The organism is Mycobacterium hainanense (genome assembly GCF_041890355.1).
GTDB lineage: Bacteria > Actinomycetota > Actinomycetes > Mycobacteriales > Mycobacteriaceae > Mycobacterium > Mycobacterium hainanense.
Genome location: NZ_CP169059.1, coordinates 2,669,015 through 2,690,037 on the forward strand (window position 1 = coordinate 2,669,015; position 21,023 = coordinate 2,690,037).

The 21,023-nt window shown below is 65.4% G+C and carries 15 protein-coding genes and 1 pseudogene; 10 read left to right on the top strand and 6 right to left on the bottom strand.

Features of this window, described 5'->3' with window-relative positions; genetic code table 11:
* Window positions 1-92: 92 nt before the first annotated feature.
* Window positions 93-1,421, bottom strand: a complete 1,329-nt coding sequence (locus tag ACEL92_RS12440; RefSeq protein ID WP_374025839.1) for an acyltransferase — start codon at window positions 1,419-1,421, stop codon at window positions 93-95.
* 83 nt (window positions 1,422-1,504) lie between these two features.
* On the opposite strand from ACEL92_RS12440, the gene ACEL92_RS12445 reads away from it, so the two are divergent.
* Entirely contained in the window at window positions 1,505-2,476 is a 972-nt protein-coding gene (locus ACEL92_RS12445; protein ID WP_374025840.1) for an aldo/keto reductase, read from the top strand.
* Window positions 2,476-3,459 (top strand): NAD-dependent epimerase/dehydratase family protein, encoded by a 984-nt coding sequence (locus tag ACEL92_RS12450; RefSeq protein ID WP_374025841.1) that lies wholly within the window; start codon window positions 2,476-2,478, stop codon window positions 3,457-3,459. The genes ACEL92_RS12445 and ACEL92_RS12450 overlap by 1 nt, the downstream gene beginning before the upstream one ends.
* Window positions 3,460-3,510: 51 nt before the next feature.
* Here the strand turns inward: ACEL92_RS12450 and ACEL92_RS12455 are convergent, their stop codons facing one another.
* The 3 genes from ACEL92_RS12455 to ACEL92_RS12465 form a co-directional block, all read right to left on the bottom strand.
* Window positions 3,511-4,611, bottom strand: coding sequence for an NAD-dependent epimerase/dehydratase family protein (locus tag ACEL92_RS12455; RefSeq protein WP_374025842.1), 1,101 nt, complete (start codon window positions 4,609-4,611; stop codon window positions 3,511-3,513).
* A complete protein-coding gene (locus ACEL92_RS12460; protein ID WP_374025843.1) occupies window positions 4,608-5,123 on the bottom strand; it encodes a nuclear transport factor 2 family protein in 516 nt (171 codons plus the stop codon). The genes ACEL92_RS12455 and ACEL92_RS12460 overlap by 4 nt, the downstream gene beginning before the upstream one ends.
* A gap of 62 nt (window positions 5,124-5,185) precedes the next feature.
* Entirely contained in the window at window positions 5,186-5,986 is an 801-nt protein-coding gene (locus tag ACEL92_RS12465; protein WP_374025844.1) for an acyl-CoA thioesterase, read from the bottom strand.
* Window positions 5,987-6,111: 125 nt separating this feature from the next.
* On the opposite strand from ACEL92_RS12465, the gene ACEL92_RS12470 reads away from it, so the two are divergent.
* Both ACEL92_RS12470 and ACEL92_RS12475 read left to right on the top strand, forming a co-directional pair.
* A complete protein-coding gene (locus ACEL92_RS12470; protein ID WP_374025845.1) occupies window positions 6,112-7,341 on the top strand; it encodes an acyl-CoA dehydrogenase family protein in 1,230 nt (409 codons plus the stop codon).
* Between the two features lie 12 nt (window positions 7,342-7,353).
* Window positions 7,354-8,223, top strand: a complete 870-nt coding sequence (locus tag ACEL92_RS12475) for a hypothetical protein (protein ID WP_374025846.1) — start codon at window positions 7,354-7,356, stop codon at window positions 8,221-8,223.
* A 60-nt stretch (window positions 8,224-8,283) separates the two neighbouring features.
* Here ACEL92_RS12475 and ACEL92_RS12480 read toward each other — a convergent pair.
* Window positions 8,284-9,477, bottom strand: a pseudogene (locus ACEL92_RS12480) (cation:proton antiporter); the annotation flags it as partial.
* 357 nt (window positions 9,478-9,834) lie between these two features.
* Here ACEL92_RS12480 and ACEL92_RS12485 point away from each other — a divergent pair.
* The 5 genes from ACEL92_RS12485 to ACEL92_RS12505 all read left to right on the top strand — a co-directional run bounded on the left by ACEL92_RS12485 (window position 9,835) and on the right by ACEL92_RS12505 (window position 19,966).
* Window positions 9,835-11,601 carry an NAD(P)/FAD-dependent oxidoreductase gene (locus tag ACEL92_RS12485; RefSeq protein ID WP_374025847.1) on the top strand — a complete coding sequence of 589 codons (1,767 nt, stop codon included), beginning with the start codon at window positions 9,835-9,837 and terminating at the stop codon, window positions 11,599-11,601.
* A 190-nt stretch (window positions 11,602-11,791) separates the two neighbouring features.
* Window positions 11,792-17,356, top strand: a complete 5,565-nt coding sequence (locus ACEL92_RS12490) for a type I polyketide synthase (RefSeq protein ID WP_374025848.1) — start codon at window positions 11,792-11,794, stop codon at window positions 17,354-17,356.
* A 68-nt stretch (window positions 17,357-17,424) separates the two neighbouring features.
* A complete protein-coding gene (locus tag ACEL92_RS12495; protein WP_374026192.1) occupies window positions 17,425-18,273 on the top strand; it encodes an ABC transporter ATP-binding protein in 849 nt (282 codons plus the stop codon).
* Window positions 18,274-18,362: 89 nt separating this feature from the next.
* Window positions 18,363-19,118: an ABC transporter permease gene (locus ACEL92_RS12500; RefSeq protein WP_374025849.1), complete on the top strand. Its 756-nt coding sequence runs from the start codon at window positions 18,363-18,365 to the stop codon at window positions 19,116-19,118.
* Between the two features lie 65 nt (window positions 19,119-19,183).
* Window positions 19,184-19,966: an SDR family oxidoreductase gene (locus ACEL92_RS12505; protein WP_374025850.1), complete on the top strand. Its 783-nt coding sequence runs from the start codon at window positions 19,184-19,186 to the stop codon at window positions 19,964-19,966.
* 146 nt (window positions 19,967-20,112) lie between these two features.
* Here ACEL92_RS12505 and ACEL92_RS12510 read toward each other — a convergent pair whose 3' ends face one another.
* Complete coding sequence (locus ACEL92_RS12510) at window positions 20,113-20,571, bottom strand: MarR family winged helix-turn-helix transcriptional regulator (RefSeq protein ID WP_374025851.1); 459 nt, start codon at window positions 20,569-20,571, stop codon at window positions 20,113-20,115.
* Window positions 20,572-20,631: 60 nt separating this feature from the next.
* Here ACEL92_RS12510 and ACEL92_RS12515 point away from each other — a divergent pair, with 60 nt between their 5' ends.
* A complete protein-coding gene (locus tag ACEL92_RS12515; RefSeq protein ID WP_374025852.1) occupies window positions 20,632-21,000 on the top strand; it encodes a VOC family protein in 369 nt (122 codons plus the stop codon).
* Window positions 21,001-21,023: the final 23 nt, after the last annotated feature.

Here is a 21,023-nt window from a genome sequence, read left to right on the forward strand (position 1 = left end):
TGTAGCCTAGGCTCGACCGATTCGATACTGGGAAGCCTTGGCGGAAACATTCCTCTCCACTTCGGAGACCGACCAGGGCACTAGGGCCCATCTCACGGGGCCGTAAGTCGCTTGCTCGGGGGGACCGTATCCTGGGTTTTGGGCCGCACCGCCACCATCACGACCCCAGCGGCGAACAGGGCTGCGGTCGGCCACGAGAATCGCCCGTTCGGTGCGAAGCCGCCCTGCGCCAACAGATGCAGCCCAGCGGCGGCCAAGACGGCGCCCGTCAGCATGACCGCCTCGGCAAAGCGGTCCCCGAGCGGCAGCCCGAACGTGGGCAGCGGAACCGCGAAGACCCGACGCTGCCACCACAGCAGCAGCAGTTCGGCGGCGGTCACCACGCTGAGGATCGTGATCCATTCGAGCCGGACCAGCCACCACGCCACCGAACCCTCGTGCGGTTGCGGGATCAGCCCGGCCGGATAGGCGACGATCGCGACGATGACCACCGGAACCATGTGCCAAAGGTAGAGAGCCATCACGTTGGCGTTGGCGGTGGACAACACGCGATGCACCGATCGGTGGTGCAGGACCCGGTCCAGTGCCGGCGCTAATGCCATCGCAAGCCCCGCCTGCGTGCACCCGAAGGCCATCATCGCCACCGTCGGCGGCGTCGTGTTCTCGATCGCTTCGCCCGGAACACCGATCATGCTCACCGGATAGGACCCCACCCGGATCAGCAGCACCAGGGCGACGGCCGAACCGGCGGCGAGCAGCACCGGTCGCCGGCCGGCCAACAGGCCACCCTGCCAGGCGATCCCGAGCTGGTAGAGCAGGCCCCAGCACAGCAGATAATTCAGCGTGCCGACATACGGGACGTGGCCCGCGAGCGAGACGCTGTCGACCAGAATGACTCCCGCACCCAGCGCCACCGGGACCAAAAGACCCCAACGCCGATGCGCCGCAACGGCAATCGGCGTCAGTGAAACGACCAGCACGTAGACGGCGAGGAACCACAGGTGCATGGCCACCGCCCAGCCCGCGTATTCCAACACCGTGCCGGGTAGACGCCGACCCTCGAGCATCACCACGATCACCGAAACCAGCGCGACGTAGACCGCGGTCGGTCCCAGCACCCGGGCGAGCCGGTGCCGGATCCAGGCCTGGCGCGAGAAGCTTTCCGCGTCGCGGCGGTGAGCCCATGACACCGCCCCGGCATAGCCGGCCACGAAGAAGAACACCGGAACCGCCTGGAAAATCCAGGTCAGCCACTGGGTCCATGGCATGTCGAGCAGCGGGTTCTCGCGGCCGAATTGCCCGTCGTGGTAGGTCACAGAACCGGCCAGCCAATGGCCCAGCACGATGAGGACCACACCCGACGCACGGTAGTAGTCGACCGCCAGATTGCGCGCCGGTCGCGCGGTTCCTACGTCGTCCATCGGATCGCGGCGAGATCGATGCGGTGCACTCGCGCAACGGTACCCGCCAGGTCCGGTGAAGTCGTCGGGCGCACAATGACCCCATGAAACAAGCTCGCCTCGCCGACCTCGAGGTCGGCCGCCTTGGCCTGGGCGCGATGGGAATGTCCGTGGCGTACGCCGGAGCCGGCACCGATGACGCCGAGTCGATCCGTACCGTTCAGCGCGCCATCGACCTGGGCGTGACACTGATCGACACCGCTGAGGTCTACGGTCCGTATGTCAACGAGGAACTGCTCGCCCGTGCGCTGCAGGGTCGGCGGGATCAGGTTGTGTTGGCCACGAAGTTTGGCCTCATCTCCCACACGGGGCGCGGCGGCCTGGACAGCAGCCCCGCCAACATCCGCATCGCGGTGGACGGTTCGCTGCAAAGGCTCGGAACCGATCACATCGATCTCTACTATCAGCATCGTCTCGACCGGGAGACCCCCATTGAAGACACGGTCGGGGCATTGGCGGAACTGGTCGCGGCTGGAAAGATCCGGTACATCGGCCTTTCGGAGGTCGGTGTGAACACCATCCGGCGTGCGCACGCGGTGCATCGGATCACCGCCGTGCAATCCGAATACTCGTTGTGGACGCGCGATCAAGAAGACGAGATCCTGCCGCTGCTGCGCGAATTGGGTATCGGGTTCGTCGCCTACTCGCCGTTGGGGCGTGGCTTCCTCACTGGTGCGATCCGCTCCACCGAGAAATTGCCGGACAGCGACTACCGTAAGACCAACCCGCGCTTCTTCGACGAGAACTTCCAGCACAACTTGAACAGCGCGGACGAATTGCGCGGCATCAGCGCTGAAATCGGTGCTACCCCCGCACAGGTGGCCCTCGCTTGGCTGTTGGCGAAAGGTCCCGATATCGTGCCAATTCCGGGAACGAAGCGCGTGACGCGACTGGAAGAAAACGTCGGTGCAGACGCCGTCGAGCTGACCGCGGACCAGTTGTCCCGGCTCGACCGGCTCACCCCGGCGGTCGGGGGTCATCACGCCGAGGCCCAGATGAAGTGGATCGACCGTTAATGCGCTCCGCGAAGAAACTGGTGATCGGGGCGAGCGGTTTCCTGGGCTCGCATGTCACCCGGCAGCTGGTCGCCGCGGGTGCCGATGTGCGAGTCATGTTGCGGGCCACCAGCTCTACCAAGGGAATCGACGATCTCGATGTCGAGCGCTGTTACGGGGACGTTTTCGACGACCAGGCGCTGCGCGCGGCCATGGCCGGGTGTGACGTCGTCTACTACTGCGTCGTCGACGCCCGGATGTGGCTGCGGGACCCAGCGCAGCTGTTCCGCACGAACGTCGAAGGGCTGCACCACGTCCTCGATGCGGCGTTGGGCGCCGACCTCAAGAGGTTCGTCTACACCAGCACCGCAGGCACTTTGGCGATCAACGACAGTAGGCCGGTCACCGAGGACGATCCCCACAATTGGGATCAGGGCGGTCCGTACATCGAGGCGCGGGTGGCCGGGGAAGACCTGCTGCTGTCGTACGCGCGGGACAAGGGGTTGCCCGCGGTGGCGATGTGCATATCCACCACCTATGGCCCCGGCGACTTTGCGCCGACCCCGCACGGCTCCTTGCTTTCGCTCGTCGCCACCGGAAGGTTCCCGTTCTATTTCGGATACTCGGCCGAAGTGGTCGGCATCGAAGATGCCGCCAGAGCAATGCTTCTCGCTGCGGAACGCGGCCGCAACGGCGAGCGCTACATCGTCTCCGACCGCTACATGAGCGTCCGCGAGCTGCACGAGATCGCGGCCACGGCCGTCGGCAGGCGCCCGCCGCGCATCGGCATCCCGATGTCCGTGCTGCGCGCCGCTGCGCGGGTCAACGACGCGGCCGCGGCGTTCCTGGGCCGGGACCTGCCGTTCGCCTACGCCGGAATCCGCATGGCCGAGCTGATGTCTCCGCTCGACCACGGCAAGGCCGAACGCGAACTCCGGTGGACGCCCCAGCCCGTCGAGGACTCGATCCGCAAGGCGGCCATCTTCTTCGCGTCCCAGGGCTAGCTCGATGGTGGCGACCCGCCGCGCCCGGCTACGCCGCACTTGCGATCGCCACTAGTCAACGCTGGCGAGCGCCGCCGTCCCGTATTTCTTTTCGATCAGCGCCCACGGGTCGGCGTAGGGCCCGCGCCTCTCGAGGCGGCGTTGCACCATCAGGACGGCACGCAGCGCCGGGCGCAATATCGGGCTCAGCATTCGCACTACGGTCCGCATGCGGCCCTGCGTTTCGGCGATCCAGGCCAGGGTGTCGGACCAGTCGTGCTCCTGGAAGTTCAACAGCTCCTGCGCTTCGGAGGTGTCATACCAGCCGGTGAAGCTCCAGCCGCGGTCGTCGGCGGGGTCGCCGGGCAGGCTGGCGGACGGGCCTAAGCCACCCACACCGACGGCCTCCATGAGTCCGTCCTCCAGCTCGCGTTGGGTGAGCACATACGACTCGTTGCCGCCGATGAGAATCACCTTGCCCGCGATCGTCGACTCCCGGTCGACGCCGTTGGCGAAGGCGAGCGCGACGTCGCGCGCATCCACTGCGTGCATGCGGTTATCGCTGGGCAGCGACCGCATCAGCAGCAGCGAGTCGCTGTTGACCGTCGTGTGGGTATCCGGCGAGATCACCCCGCCCAGGCGGTACAGCGCGTACGGGAGGCCGCTGGCGCGGATCGCCGCCTCGGCAAGGATCTTGTCCTGACCGTATTGATCGATGGGGTTCACGGGGGTGTCCGGGGTGATCCGCTCCGGCTGGCGGTAGGGGTTGCGCGATCCGTATACCGCGGCGCTCGAGGCCATCAGGAAAAGCGGCGGGCGGCGCAGGACGGCGCAGGCGGCCAAGAGGTTTTCGGTGCCACCCACGTTCACCTTGCGGGCCAATGCGGGCTTGCGATACGACAGCGGGGATACGACCGCGGCGAGGTGCACGACCGCGTCGGGCTGATGGGTCCCGACGAGCTTGCGCACCGCTTCGGCGTCCAGCAGATCGGTGTAGGCCGGAACGAGCGTCCCCGGGTATCCGCCTGTCGCCAGCTCGCGTTCGACGGCGACGGTGTTGTCGTTGCGCAGGTCCATCGCGACGACGGTGCGTCCCCGCTCGAGCAGGATCTGCGTGCAACGCTTGCCGACTTGGCCGAACGCACCGGTGACCAAAACGATGGCTGCGGTCATCCCATCACCCTCTTCGCGGCACGGCCGATCGCCCGGCGGGTCCGGTCGGAGACATAGAGCGAGAACACGGGCGTGACGATATCCTCTCGCAGCCGAGTTAGCTTGGAGCTCTTGATAAACCACTGCCCGGCAACGTTCTCGTAGGTCTCGTGGTAGTGCCCGTAGCCCATCAACGTCACGCCCGCCCCGAATCTGACGACGTCTTGCAACGCCCACACGCCGCGGGCGGTGGTCGCCGACGTGAGCGTGATTTCGGGGGCGTGCACCTGGTGCGCGGTGGCCTGGGCCGGCCGCCCGAGGGCCTTGCGCGTGAATGTCACAAACTCGTCCGCACCCTCGATTACCTTGCCGCCCGCCTCGGCCGTGTCGCTGACGAAGTCATCGGTGAAGACCGTTCGCCACGCGGACCAGTCCTTATTGTCGAGGTATCGGCAATAGCGGGCCTTGAGCTGCTTGATCGATTCGATCTCAAGCAGTGTGGCCGCGACTGCGTCCTGCGCGGGCTGTGTCATAGCGGCTCGATTCCTTCGGTCTGCGCCCCGGCGTGACGTATCACTGGCGAAGTGTAAACCTGTCAGCCTTTGAAGTAGACGACCTGATGCGTGGTAGCCAACAGCGTGCCTTCCCGCGTCCACACCTGCGCGCTCTGGTCGAAGTAGCCACGAGCGAATCGGTTGGCGTGGGCGGTGCACAGCACAAAGTCGTTTCCCAGATCCTCGAGTTGGTGCTGGTCGGCGTGGAAATACGTCGTCAACGAGATCGTCCCGGACGGAACAAAGCCGCCGCGTCGCAGGAACACCCGCGGGTAGAAGATGTCGCACAGCGCGGCTAGCGCCGGGTAATCGGCGGGGCGTTGCGCGCCGTCGCGCACCCACAGGGTGGTGGTCGACGAGGGGCTGGGTTGCCCGTTCTTGCCGGGCATCGGGCCTTCGACGAAGCGCATGTCGTAGAGGCTGGTCCAGCGAACCAGGCCGGGATCGGTGGCCGGCAGCCGCTCGGGGTCCGGGGCGCTCGGTGGCTGGCTTTCGGTGTCGTCCCATCCGTCGCGGCGCAGGGCGAACAACGCGGTCGCCGTCGTCTTGACGTCTCCATCCTGGCTGAGCTCGGCAATCCAGTGCTGGTTGCTGCGGTTGGTGCGTGCCGGTCGCAGCGAGATGTCGAAGTCACCGTCGGCGATGGGGGCGGCGTAGTTGACCGTTAGCGCCAGCGGGTCGCCGATGCGATCGGGGTGCGCCTCGGCGGCGTGCAGCATCACCGCGGCGGTGATGCCACCAAAGGGCCCCACCATGTTGGCCCATTCCGGATGGGTCCGGCCGCGCCTGGTGTAGGCGTCGATGGTCTCGAGCCCGATGGCGTCGTCGAAGGGGTGCGTCATGAGTCGTTCGCAGACTACCGGCGGTGGGCGCGACGCCGTGCCGAGGGCGCGGGTCTCGACTGCCTCGGCTCCACTGCTGTACAGTCGCCCAGCACAAGCTTGACGCTCGAATGAGAGGCCATCCGGTGACTTCGGAGTCGGTCGCAGAATTCCGGAGCCGGGCCAAGGCCTGGCTGGCCGGAAACCTGCCGCGGCTTGATTCCAACGAAGCAATGGCCCTGCAGCGCGACGAGCTGCCCTCGTGGCGGCGCGCGCGTGAACTACAGAGGAAGCTGTACGACGGCGGGTTCGCCGGCATCTGCTTCCCGCGCGAGTACGGCGGCCTCGGGTTGGGCTACGAATACAAGAAGGCGTTCGACGCCGAGGCCCTGGCCTACGAGACGCCGCTCATGCTCAACGTCCCGTCGTTCGCCATCTGTTGCGCGACGATCCTCGACATGGGCAGCGAGGAACAGAAGCGCACGCACATCGCCGCCGCGCTCCGCGGCGACGAAGTGCTGGTGCAGTTGCTGTCGGAACCCAGCGGGGGATCCGATCTTGCGGGCGTCCTCACCCGCGCGGACCGCAAGGACGGACGATGGGTCATCAACGGCGCCAAGACGTGGAGCACGTGGGCGTTCGCCGCCGATTACGGCCTGTGCCTGGCCCGCACCGACTGGAACGCGCCCAAACACGAGGGGCTGACGATGTTCCTGGTGCCGCTTCGGCATCCCGGTGTCACGATCAACCGCATCAAGCAGGTCAACGGCTCGGTCGAGTTCTGCGAGGAGTTCTTCGACGACGTCGACGTCGGTGACGACGCCGTCGTCGGTGAGCCGGGCAAAGGATGGGACGTCGCGTCGCGCCAGCTCTACCATGAACGCCGCAGCATGGGCGACGGGTCGGAATACACCAGCGGGCCCGGAATCGCCGAGGCCGAGGATGTCTCTGTCGACCTGCTGTCGGTGGCCGAGAAGGCGAAACAGGCCGGGAGAGAAGGTGTTCGGGAGATGATCGGGCGGGCTCTGGTGCACCGGGCCGTGCACGGACAACTCAGCGAGCACGTCTTTCACGCCGTGGCCGACGGTTCGCTGCCCCCCGCCGCGGGATCGATCATCCGACTCGACATGGCCGAGGTGCACGACGTCGAAATCGACACCGCGCTGGCGGTTGCGGGACCGGTGGCCGCGGTCGACGACGAGACGGGTTTGCTCGACATCGGCACGCGCTACCTGGGCCGCCAGATCGCCAGCATCGGTGGCGGAACCACGGAGATGGCGCGCAACGTAATCGGCGAGCGCGTCCTGAACTTTCCGCGCGAGTACGCTGCCGACCGCGGCGTGCCGTTCAACCAGGTACGGCACGGAAAAGCCTGAAGGAGGCGGGAATTGAACGACCAGCTTCGAGATATCCGAGAGTTGGCGGGAGACTCCGAGGCCTACCGCGACGAACTATATCGGCGCTGGACCGGTCTGCTCAGCTACCGCTACATCGGCCGAAAGCACTCCTCGATGGACCTCGGTGAGGTCGACGACACCGTCACCATTCGCCGTGACATGCGTAACGAGGCCGGGGGAATCATGGTGGCGCCGTTAGCCATTTCGTCCCCGGAAGGATGCCAGACCGACATGGTCGCGGTGCCCAATCCGGTCATCGCGTCGGTGCAGATCATCGATCCGGGCTACGACGTCAAGCGCGTCGAGATCGTCGGCTCCGGCATCGTCCACCAGGGCCGCACGATGGGATACGGGCGGTGCAAGATCGTCGACGCCGACAACCCGGACCGGGTGATCGCCTTCAACGAGGGACAGGGAGCGATCATCGGCATTCCGCCGGAAGGCCTCGGCAGGATGGACGTTTCGGGCACGGAACTGGTGATCGAGGATTCGCCGGACCTGCCGCCGCTGTGGCAGGCCTTCGGGGCCAGCAGGCGGGATGACGGCCATTGGGTGCTGCCCGAGCTCAGCACCGAACTCGCTTCCCCGGACGCCGCGCTGCACATCGGTCCGCAGCACCTCGTCCTAGAAACGGCGGCTATCGATCTCGCCGCCGGCGTCGCCGGGACCCGAAAGCTCCAGGTGGTCAGCTGGCATGTCATGTTCATGTCGCGCGGCAAAGTGGGCCCCTTCCGGGTCGAGGGAGTCGCGCACCGCGGCGGGACCGGCCGTGTCGGTGTGCGCATGTTGCTGCACGACGAGGGAAATGGGGACAAGGCCGTCACTTCCGCCGCGGCGGTCTTGGACGTCGTGAGTCCCTGACCGAGGGGTGGTGGATGACTCGCTCGCCCGGTGCCGCCCATAGACGAACGCGAATATCGGGGTGGCCATGAGGGTCGTGACGACGGCTACCAACACCAGGATGCTGAAGAGCGTCGGGGTGATGATGCCGGCCTGGAGTCCGATATTGAGCAGAATGAGTTCGATCAGTCCGCGGGCGTTCATCAGTGAACCCAGTGCAACGGATTCACGAAAAGGGACTTTCCTCAGCCACGCGACCACGGTGCACGAAACGCCCTTGCCCAGAATCGACAGCAGGAGCATTCCCACCGTGACCGCCCACAGCTTCGGGGTGTTGACCAGGCCGATCTGGGTGTTCAGGCCCGAGTAGACAAAGAACAGCGGCAGCAACAACGTTGTCACCAAGGGCTCGAGCCTGGCAGTGAGCTGGTGAGCGAAAAACCCGGACGGCATTGCCGCGCCCACAACGAACGCGCCGAATATCGCGTAGACGCCGATGGCGTCGGTGAACCATGCGCACGTCATCAGCAACACCAAGACCGCGCTGAAGGTCGATGCGCTGACAGCGCTCCGGCGTTCGGATCTCGCGGCGAGGATGGCCAAGGCTTTACGGCCGAACATCAGGAACAACGCGGTGTACAAAACGCCCCCGACTATTGCCGTCGCGGCCGTCGTAGGAGTGCCTCGATGGATGGCGAGCACCACCGCGAGGATGCACCAGGAGAGCGCATCGTCGATCGCCCCGCAGATCAGGGCGAGCGCACCCAGCGAGGTTCCGGACAGGCGCTGTTCGAAAATAATGCGCGCGAGCATAGGAAACGCGGTGGTTGCGATCGACGCGCCCAAGAACATCATCGCCAAGCCGAGCGAGACGCCTTTTCCGAACAGCAATCCGCTGTTCAGCAGTGGCAGGGCGACAAGCGCTCCCAGCGCAAGCGGTGTGAGGATGCCCGCGGCCGACACGGCCGCCGCGGTTCCGGCGCGGTGTTTGATCAGGTTGACGTCGAAGCTGAGCCCAACGAGGAACATGTAAAGCACCAGGCCGATCTGCGCTGCCGTGTACAGCACCACGTTCGCCGGCCCCGGCGGAAACAAGTCGTGTTGCACACCGGGCGCGACCCGGCCCAGGAGTGAGGGGCCGAGAAGTACCCCGGCAATCATCTCGCCGACGACTTGCGGTTGTCCCATGCGTTGGGCGACCAGCCCGACGAGCCGGCATGTTCCGAGAATGACGGCCAACTCGAGGAAAAAATGTACGGCAGTTGCTGCAGGCATGAAGAGGTCCTGAGGTCAGGTTGTCGATGGTTTTTCGGAGCGTTGTCGCGTGGAAGTGCCCGATCGGCGGCACCGGTTGACTTCGGTGTTGGCCCCGGCGGGCGTCTCGTCCCCGGCCGTCAACTACCCCGGCTTCGTTTGCACCTTTCGTCGGAGGGCGCCTGTGCCGGCTTCGGCCCGGCATAAAGCTTGACCAGCGGTTGAGATCGTCTTTGCCGCAGCGCATCTGGCCTCGCGCCCGTCAGCGGCCCGACCCACCGGCGCCGTGTGCTTCCAGGCTTGCGAGAGTCCTCGTTTCGTGTAACGTACTTAACTATTAAGTAACTTAATCTCTCCGGGTTTGCAAGAGGTGGACGTATGGACGTGCGCGCGCAACTGTCGCAGTTGAGCCCCCAGGCGCGCGACTCCCTGGTGCGAAGGCTCAAGGCCCGATTGGATGTCGACCAGAGTCGCCCTGACCATGACGTCACCATCGTCGGAGGTGGTGCGGCCGGACTGACCCTGGCGCTGGAGATTCGCACCGCCAGGCCTCGAACCCGAATCGCCGTCATCTCGCCCCACTCGCATCCGGTGCCTGAGATCACCCACACCGTCGGCGAGTCGACGGTCGAGGTTTCCGCCCACTACCTCCGCGAACGCATTGGGTTGGCCAACCACCTGCAAACCTCGCAGATCCGCAAAATGGGCCTGCGAATGTTTTTCTCCCACGGTGCAAACACGGATATCACCGAGCGGTTGGAACTCGGCAGTTCCTCCTTCATCCCTCAGGTGACGTATCAAATCGACCGCGGCAGGCTGGAGAACGAGCTCTACCGACGTTGCCGATCGGCGGGCATCGAGATCCGCCGCGGCCGCGCGGCAACGGTCGAGTGCGGCGCCGGGGGACAGCCGCACAGCGTTTCCATCCAGAACGGGGACAGCATCACCCGAACGACGTCGCGTTGGGTGGTGGACTCATCCGGACGGAATCGTGCGTTGGCCCGCCAACTGGGTTTACGGCGCGGCAACGAACACAACTGCAATGCGGTGTGGTTGCGTGTCGCCGCTGAAATCGACATCGGCCGGTGGAGCGACGACCCGGCCTGGCAGGCCCGCATCGTCGAGGGCGATCGCGCACTCTCCACGAATCATCTGATGGGGGAGGGCTATTGGGTTTGGCTGATCCGGCTCGCTTCCGGATCCACGAGCGTCGGCATCGTCGCCGACCCGGCGTTTCACCGGTTCGACCGATTCAACACCCTCACCAAAGCTCGGTCGTGGCTCACCGAGTACGAGCCGCAGTGCGCGGCAGTCCTGGCAGAACACGAACACCTGATCAAGGACTTCCGGGTAATGAAGAACTACAGTCACGGCGCCACCAAGGTGTACGACGGCCGCGACCGGTGGTGTCTCACCGGAGATTCGGCGATCTTCCTGGATCCGTTGTACTCGTCGGGACTGGACCTCGTGGCAATCGGTAATGGTCTCATCACCGACATGATCGTCCGCGAACTCGACGGTGAAGATGTCGTCGCGCGGTCCGGAATCAGTGACTCGCTGTTCCGATCCCTGACCGACATGTGGCTTGCCGTGTACTGCGATCAGTACGTGCTCATGGGCTCACCGGCCGTGATGTCCGCCAAGGTGATTTGGGATATCGCCTTCTACTGGGGCTTTATCGGCTTGCTCTACCGGAATGGGCGATTCGTCACGGTCGCCGACGATCCGCAGGTCGTGCCTCACCTGGAAGGGTTGATCAAGCTCAGCAACCGCATGCAGAGGTTCTTCCGAGAATGGGCCGCAATCGAGGGGGAGCCTCCATCGGCGGGGTTCGTCGATTTGTACTCACCGTTGAACTTCATGGTCAGCTTGCACACCGCGATGATCGGAGAAAGTCCGGACTTCGCCGCACAGTTCGAGGCGAACACCAGGCTGTTACAGCAGCTGGCAGGCCAGCTCGCGGAGACGGTGGTTTCACACAAGTGCGACCGGTTCTCCGAAGACGGCGTCATGAAGCAGGTACAGGCGTGGCAACGCGACTCCCTTTTGCGGGAGCTGCGATCCGTCTACCGCCGCGAGCAGGAAATCAATCCGATCAGCCGAGAGTGGATTCTCGGCGCCGCACCCGTACTAGAACCACGTTGATCCGAAAACGATTCGCGCACGACCCGGTTCTCCCGGTTGAGATCAGTGAACTCGCCGGCAGCGGGCCAGCGCCTACGTGGGGACGGGCACGGGTCACCCGTCGGCGCGAACAACGGGCACGGACTTCCTATGCAACGCACTCCTCGACCCGGCGTGGACCGGTGCAACGTCTCGCGGCGAAAGGATGAACATGCGCGCCGCAACCGCGAGCCGCGACCCCTTGGCGATCGTCGGAATCGGGTGTCAGTTTCCAGGTGGTGCCGAGGACCCGGAGAGCTACTGGCGCTTGCTCTGCAGCGAAACCGACGCCACCGGGACCGTTCCCGAATCGCGTTGGAACGCCGCAAAATACTACGATCCGAACCCCGCCAAGGTCGGCAAGATGGTCACCCGTCGAGGCGGGTTCCTCAGCGAGATAGACCAATTCGACCCTCAATTCTTCGGGATCTCTCCCCGCGAGGCGCACCTGATCGATCCGCAGCAACGCCTGCTGTTGCGGGCCACATGGGAGGCGCTGGAAGACGGTGGAATATCCGCGGACAGCCTGGCAGGAACCGAAGTAGGCGTCTTCGTCGGCGGTTTCACCCTCGACTACCAACTTCTGCAGAATCAGGGTCGCGTCAGTCGGTACCGCTTCAAGGCCCATTCCGCCACCGGAATGATGATGACCATGCTGGCCAACCGGATCTCGTTCGCCTTCGATTTCCGGGGACCCAGCATGACGATCGACACGGCGTGCTCGAGCTCACTGGTCGCCGTTCACCTTGCGGCGCTCAGCATTTGGAACGGTGAATGCGATCTCGCGCTGGCCGGTGGGGTCAATGTCATGATCGGACCCAACACCGCCATCGCCGAATCGAAAAGCGGATTCCTCAGTCCGGACGGGCGCTGCAAGGCCTTCGACCGCTCCGCCGACGGCTACGCGCGCGGAGAAGGTGGCGCGGTGGTCGTCATCAAGCCGCTCGAACGGGCGCTGGCCGACGGTGATGAGATTTACGCTCAGATCCTCGGGTCCGCGGTCTCGCAGGATGGCCGCACCGACGGCATCACCGTGCCCCGCGCCGCGGCGCAGGAGGCGGCCATCATCACGGCGCTGCGCCGGGCGGGTATCCGTCCGGACGAGGTCGGCTATGTGGAGGCGCACGGCACTGGCACCCCCGTCGGCGATCCGGTCGAGGCTGGGGCGCTCGGCCACGTGCTGGCCGCGGACCGCTCACCGGCCGACCCACTGCTGATCGGCTCGGTCAAGACCAATATCGGCCATTTGGAGGCCGGCGCCGGGGTTGCCGGATTGATCAAGGCGGCGCTGGTGCTCAGACACGGGTACATCCCGGCGAGTCTGCACCTCAATGCGCCCATACCGCTTGCGAATTCGGGCATCGAGATACCGGCGACCGGTCGTCCGTTTCCCGGCAGCCGGCGACGCGTCGCGGGAGTGAACTCCTTCGGCTTCGGCGGCACCAACGCACACGTCGTGCTTGCCGAGCCGCCCATCCCCGCCCGGGCCGACCGGACACCGTCGCAGCATTTGCCGCTGGCCCTGCTGCCGATCTCGGCGAGGTCCCAAGAAGCGTTAGCCGCGACGGCGCATCGGCTCGCGAAGCACGTCGACGCCCGCCCCGACATCACCTTGCGCGACCTCGGTTACACGCTCAGCCGGCGTCGCACCCACCTGACGCATCGCCGCGCGATCGTCGCCGACGGTGTCGCCGACGCCGTGAGTCAACTCCAAGCCCTGGCGGAGGGACAAAGCCCGGTTGGCCGCACGCCTCCGGCCACGCCGAAGTTGGCGTTCGTCTGTACAGGCATGGGGCCCCAGTGGTGGAAGATGTGCCGAGGGCTGCTCGACGCCTATCCCGCCTTCGCCGACAGCATCGCCCGAAGCGATCGCGAGCTATCCCGTTATGCCGATTGGTCTTTGATCGACGAACTCCGCGCGGACGAATCGCGATCCCGCATGGCGGAAACTGACGTGGCCCAGCCCGCCAACTTCGCGATCCAGGTCGCGCTGGCCGAGCAGCTCAAAGAACTCGGCATCATCCCCGACGCCGTGGTGGGGCACAGCGCCGGCGAGGTGGCCGCCCACTATCTGGCGGGTGTTCTCACCTTCGAACAGGCGATCCGCGTCATCTTCCACCGAAGTCGCCTGCAACAGCGCACCCGAGGGTTGGGCCGCATGCTGGCCGTCGGTCTGGGTGCCGAATCGCTCACCGAGAACGCGGCGGTCGATGGCCTCGGGACCGGTGTATCCATCGCCGCGGTCAACAGCCCCTCGGCGGTCACCCTCGCAGGCGACGGTGACGCCCTGGACCGCATCGCCCGCCAACTCGACGAGATCAGAATCTTCAACCGGTTCCTCAACGTGCAGGTGCCGTATCACACGCACTACATGGACATGGTGCGAGAAGACCTCTGCAGCGCGTTGCAAGGGCTTTCTTCGGGTCCGGCGACCATCCCGCTGTATTCCACAGTGACGGGCGAGCGCCTGGACGGCTACGCCGCCGGCGACGCCTACTGGTGGCAGAATACCCGAGCCACAGTACTTTTCGAACCCGCGGTCAGCCGTATGCTCGTCGACGGATACACCCACTTCGTCGAACTCGGGCCGCATCCCGTCCTCGCGACGTCCATCGTCGAGATCGCCTCAGCCCATAAGGCCGACGTGGTGGTCTTGCCGACGCAGCGGCGCGACGCCGACGATGGCCGCTCGTTAATGAATTGCGTTGGCGCGCTGCATTGCGAGGGCCGCCCGGTGAGGTGGGAAGCGCTATACCCGAGGGAAGGGGCGCGGCCGCTGAAACTCCCCCTGTATCCATGGCAGTCCAAACGGTATTGGAACGAGACCCAGGAAGCCGCGGAGGACCTGCATTACAACCCGGTGCATCCCCTGCTCGGACAACCGGTGGGCGGCGCGGTGCGTCCCACCTGGGAAGTGGAGTTGAGCACCGCGATGTTGCCTTTCCTCGCGGATCACCGGGTTCAGGGCAGTGTCATGGTACCCGGAGCGGTATTCATCGAAATGGCCCTGGCGGCCGGTCAGGAAACCTACGGAACGGCGGATCACAGCGTTGAGAATCTGACGCTGAGACGGGCTCTCCTTCTCGACGACACTTGTGACCCCATACTCAGGACGACCCTCGACCAGGACACTGGCGCACTGGAATTCACCGCGTTCACTGCGACCGCGGGCGGGGAACTGAAGTGGACGCTGACGGCGACCGCTGAGCTCAACACACTTCCGAGATCGCCTGAGCGTTGCGACAGCCTCATCGGCGCGGGCGAGACCACGACGATCGGCGGCGAGGATTTCTACGCCCGTACCCAAGGCGTGGGCTTGACGTATGGCCAAGCGTTCCAGACCATCTCCGGGGCGACTGCCGGAGATGGTTGGGCGAGAGCGCGAATCGTCGTTCCGGCAGTGCTACGCGACGAAGTCGACCGATACCGATTCCATCCGGTCCTCGTCGACGGCGCCTTCCAGACACTTCTTGGTGCGCCGCTTTTCGGGCGTGAGGCCAGCGAAAGTCCCTATCTTCCCGTTCGAATCCGGCAAATCGCCGTATACGGCTCAGCGCAGGAAGACATGACCGTCCACGTACGGGTCGTGTCAGCCACCGCCGACGAGATCGAGAGCGACATAACCGTCACCGGCGCCGCCGGGCAGCCGCTCGCTGTCTTCAACGGCTTCACCGTGCAATCGCTCGCTGCGTCGTCTCACATGTCGCCTGAGCGTGTGGACAAGGGGCTCTACGAGCTCCAGTGGGTTGCGCGTACCGGTGTTCCATACGATGAGCGGGAGAACTCGATCACCGCCGAGAGCATGTCGTGGCTTGTCTTCGTCGATGCGGGTGGTGTCGGCTCAGCGCTCGCGGAGCAGCTGCGCCGCAAGGGCCAGCACGTCCGCGTGGTCGAACACCGACCCGTCGAAACGCTCGCCGCATCCGACGGCGGCTACGCGGTCGATCCCAGCCAACCGCGCCAGCTACATCAGTTGCTCGAAACCCACTGCGCCAACGAAGGCAACCTTGCCGGGATCATCGACTGTTGGCCGTTGGATATGCCCGCACATCCGGACGGCGAACCGGACGGCGATGACATCGATCTGGCCGAACCCGCCGCTCGCATGGGCGTTTTCACGGCGCTCCACGTCGTGAAATTCCTCGCGCAGCAAGACGCCGTCCAGCCGCGCCTCTACTTGATCACCGCAAACGCGCAACCGGCACCGGGGACCGAAGCGCTCGCGGTCGAACAAGCGGCCCTCTGGGGGCTCGGTCGCGTCGTGGGACACCAGGAATTGGTCAAGCAATGGGGCGGGCTGATCGATATCGACGCCGCCGACGATCGCTTCGAGGCTGCAGCGCGCATCTGCGACCACGTGCTCGACGACGACGCCGAGGATCAGATCGCCATCCGCGGCCACACCACGTTCGTCCCGCGCCTTCGCTCGAGCAGCAGCCTCTCGAAAGCCTTCCCGACCAAGCTCGCAACCGATGCCACCTACGTTGTCACGGGTGGAGCGGGAGCCCTCGGTCGCGTCGTCGCGACATACCTTGCCGAGCGGGGAGCGCGGCACATCGTCCTGCTAAGCCGAAGCGCCGTGCCGCCAAGGAGTCGCTGGCCGTCGCTGCCCCACGGCGACAAGCACCGGTCAACTGTCGACGCGATCCGGCAGATCGAGCGCCTCGGCGCCCGAGTGACGAGCGCCAGCGTCGACATCACCGACGCCAAACAGGTGCAGGCTTGGTTGAGTGAGCACATCCGCGACGACGGCCGGCCGGTGCGTGGAATCGTTCACGCCGCCGGATGTGTCCACGACCAACTCTTGGTCAACATGACCGAGGCGGACTTCGCCAAGGTGATGGCGCCCAAGGTCCTCGGTACTCGCGTGTTGCACAACGTTTTCAAGGGGCAGCAGCTGGACTTCTTTGTGATGTTCGGGTCCGCGGGGTCGGTCATCGCATCACCCGGTCAGGGCAACTACGCCGCCGCCAACGCGTTCCTCGACGCCTTCGCGCATCATCGACGGGCCGCGGGTCTGCCGGCGCTGACCATCGCTTGGGGTCCGTGGTCGGTTGGCATGGTCGAAGAGCTCAAGCTCGAAAAGATCTACGCACAGCGGGGGATCGAGCTGATCACGCCCGTCGCGGGTGCCCAGATCCTCGATCGGCTCATCAATCAGCCAGTTGCCAACGTCGTCGCCATCACCGCCGACTGGACGCGGGCCCGTCGCGTCGGCCTCGTCGGACAGTTACCGGCGATGTTCTCCGAACTGGGGGAGAGCGAACCGTCGCCCACCGAAACCGATGGTGAGACGTCCGTGTTGGATTCCCTTGCGGCATGCCCCGAAGCCGACAGGGTGGACATGGTCGCTCGCATGGTTCGACAAATCGGCGCCGCGGTCTTCGACCTCGCCCCGGCCGACATCGGACTCGACGACGCCCTCGACGACCTCGGCCTGGACTCCATGATGGCAATGGATTTCAGGGCCAGGATCCACGCACAGTTCGCCGTCGATCTTCCCGTTCTGGAACTGCTCAGGGGCGTGAGCGTCAACGAGCTGGCCGCTCGGGTACTTGGCCGGCTTCAACTGAGAGGCACCGACCCATCCGTCGTCACCGAACAGCCGCCGGAACGCACCGCAGCCTCCGAGATCGACCGCTTGGTGGAGCAGTTGTCCGAGGACGAACTGCGGGCACTTCTGGTCGATCTCGAAACGCCGGTCGGCGAGCGGGATTCGGGGGGATCGCGGGCGTGAGTTCTCCCGGGCGGGCACCGTCGGCGCGACCCGAGCGGCTGGCTGAGAAGGCGGAGCCAACCCCAGTGATGGCTCCGGAGCCGTCCCCCGCCGTGCACGTTCGAGGTCTGTCAAAGGCCTACGGGCAAATACCGGCGGTGCGCGAGGTGGATTTGGACGTCGGCCATGGCGAGATCTTCGCCATCCTCGGTCCCAACGGCGCGGGAAAGTCGACGACGATCGAAATCCTCGAGGGCCATCGACAACGGGACGCCGGCTACGTGCGGGTACTGGGCGAAGATCCGGGAACCGCCGGCCGCAGCTGGCGCGCCAAGATCGGCATCGTGCTGCAAGAAGTCAGCGACGCCGGAATGCTGACCGTGGCGGAAACCGTTGGGATGCTGACGAAATGCTATGGGCGGGCGCGAAATCCGGGGGAGACCCTTGAACTCGTCGGCCTGACCTCGGTAGCCGACTCCCGGGTGAGGACGCTGTCAGGTGGGCAGCGTCGTCGCCTGGACGTCGCCCTCGGCATCATCGGCATGCCCGAATTGCTCTTCCTGGATGAACCGACGACCGGTTTCGATCCCGACGCCCGGCGACGGTTCTGGGATCTCATCAGATTGTTGGCCAGCGATGGCACGACCATCGTATTGACGACCCACTACCTGGAAGAGGCCGCCGCACTGGCGGACCGGGTCGCAGTCTTGGCCGGCGGCAGGGTGGTGGCGGTCGACTCACCGGAAAAACTGACCGAGTACGTCAATTCCGCCGCTACGGTCCGTTGGGTGGAGGCGGGCCGTGTCCACGTGCAGGAGACGGATCGGCCGACCGACTTGATCAGGCAGCGGTCGAAGGACGGGGCAGAACTGGCCCAGCTGACGGTCTCGCGGCCGACGCTGGAAGACGCCTACCTGCAGTTGATCGGCGAGACGTGACGGGCGTCGACCAAGTGCGGGGTCCGGCACCGCAGCGCCACGGCGAGGCGGCGCTCCCGAGTCCACTTCGCATCGGGGTGTCGAGGATCGTGCCCGAGCTGAAAATGTTCTACCGCCGGCCAGAGCAGTTGGTGCTCACGTTTTCGATGCCTGCTGTAATCGGCATTCTGTTGGGTTCAATCTTCTCGACGAAGATGCCGCACAGCGACACCAGCACCGGCGCCGTTCTCGCGGCGAGCATCCTCGCGTACGGCATCCTGTCCACATCCTTTATCAACCTCGGCATCAGCGTTGCCGCCGACCGAGAGAGCGGCGCACTGCGACGGCTCCGGGGGACGTCTACGACCGCGTCGTCGTATTTCATCGGAAAGATCGCCCTGGTTGCCGTCGCCAGCCTGGCCGAGGCCGTCGTTCTGCTATCGGTGGGTGTGCTCGTCTTCAAACTTCAGCTACCGACCGATGCCTTCGGATGGTTCACACTGACCTGGGTGTTCATCATGGGCATCATCAGCTGTTCGTTATTGGGCATTTTCGTCAGCAATTTCGCAAGCAGCGCGGTTTCAGCGGCCGTGATCACCAACGGGCCGGGGGTTGCACTGCAGTTCGTGTCGGGCACCTACGTGCCGCTGGCCGCGTTGCCGGCGTGGATGTTGACCCTCGGCTCTGTTTTTCCGGTGAAGTGGATGGCCCAAGGGTTCCGATCGGTGCTCCTGCCGCCGAACATGGCCGCCTTCGAGCCGGCCGGCAGCTGGGAGCACTGGCCGACGTTTGTCGTGCTGACCGCGTGGAGCGTGGGCGGCCTGATCGCCTGCCTGATGGTTTTTCGATGGTCGGACAAAAAATAGGCCAATGGCCATACATTGCCTGCGGTACGTATGGTGCTTAGGGCCCACACGACAGGAGAATCACAGTGGCAGGACGGTTGGCCGGAAAGGTCGCGCTGATCAGCGGGGGCGCGCGGGGGATGGGGGCCTCGCACGTGCGAACGCTGGTGGGCGAGGGGGCCAAGGTGGTGTTCGGTGACATCCTCGACGACGAGGGCAAGGCGGTCGCGGCTGAAGTGGGGGACGCCGCCCGCTATATCCACCTCGACGTAACGAAACCCGAGGACTGGGACGCCGCGGTGGCCACCGCGCTGAGCGAGTTCGGCCACCTCGACGTGCTCGTCAACAACGCGGGCATCATCAACATCGGCACATTCGAGGATTACGCGCTCTCGGAGTGGCAGCGCATCCTCGACATCAACCTGACGGGCGTGTTCCTGGGCATCCGCGCCGTGGTGAAGCCGATGAAGGATGCCGGGCGGGGGTCGATCATCAACATCTCCTCGATCGAGGGACTCGCCGGCACGATCGCCTGCCACGGCTACACCGCGACCAAGTTCGCCGTCCGGGGGCTGACCAAGTCGGCCGCGTTGGAGTTGGGGCCCAGCGGGATCCGGGTCAACTCGATCCATCCCGGGCTGATCAAGACGCCGATGACCGAGTGGGTCCCCGAGGACATCTTTCAGACCGCGCTGGGCCGCATCGCCCAACCCGAGGAAGTCTCCAACCTTGTTGTCTATCTCGCCAGCGACGACTCGAGCTATTCGACGGGCTCGGAGTTCGTCGTCGACGGCGGCACCACCGCCGGCCTGGGCCACAAGGACTTCTCCGCAGTGGACACCGGCGGGCAGCCGGACTGGGTTACCTAACGGCAGCGAGGGATTGGGCAACGGCGAGGGGACCGGGCGCTGCCGGACGCGTTGCGGCCACCAGGACCACTTGCCAGCGCTGCCACTGAATTCAGGCCCGGCCGCGTCCCTGTCCTGGCGCGACGAGAGGTGCGCCGGGGAACGAGCTATGCGCCATCGTTGCCCTCGCGCAGGGACTGGACCATGCTCTGCAGGATCCGGAACGCATCGGACTGCTCGGCCTCGGTAAGGCCGGCCAGCATTCTGACCTCGACGGAGCGGACCGCCGCCGACGCTTTCTCGAGGCTCCGTCGGCCGCGGGGTGTGAGCCGGGCCGGAAGGACTTTTCCGACGGGTGCTGACGCGGGCCTGGTCACGTAGCCGTCTCGTTCCAGAGCCTGGAGCAGGACGTTCATCGACTGCCGTGTCACGAACGCGCCCCGCGCGAGCTCGGAGTTCGACAAGCCCGGTCGCTGAGCCAGCAGCTCGAGGCATGAGTAGTGCGTCACGCTCATCCCGAGCGGCCGCAGCACCTCCTCCATGGCTGCGCGAAGGGCGCTCGACGCCTCTTTCAACAGGTAGCCCAGTGATGTCTTCAGGTCGACGCCGACACCGTCTTGACTCATGTCAGTATTCTGACATATGGTGACCTATGTCAGAAAACTGACACATGACAAAGGAGCATCATGCCCGTCACCGGCCCCGACTTCATCTCCCTCCAGGCGCGTGACCTCGACGCTTCGCAGGCGTTCTATGAGCGCTACCTCGGCCTCGTCCGCTCGCAGGCCGGGCCTCCGCACGCCGTCGTCTTCGAGACGAAGCCGATTACGTTCGCACTGCGCGACGTCGTCCCCGGCACCGACCTCGCAGCCGTTGCTCAGCCCGGCATCGGCGCCGCGATCTGGCTGCATGCCACCGATGTCCAGGCCATCCACGATGCTCTCGTCGCCGACGGTCACACCATCGTCTCCGCACCGATCGACGGCCCCTTCGGTCGGACGTTCACCTTCGCCGACCCCGACGGCTACCACATCACGCTGCACGACCGCGCCTGATCGGAAAACGCCGCCTTGCGCGA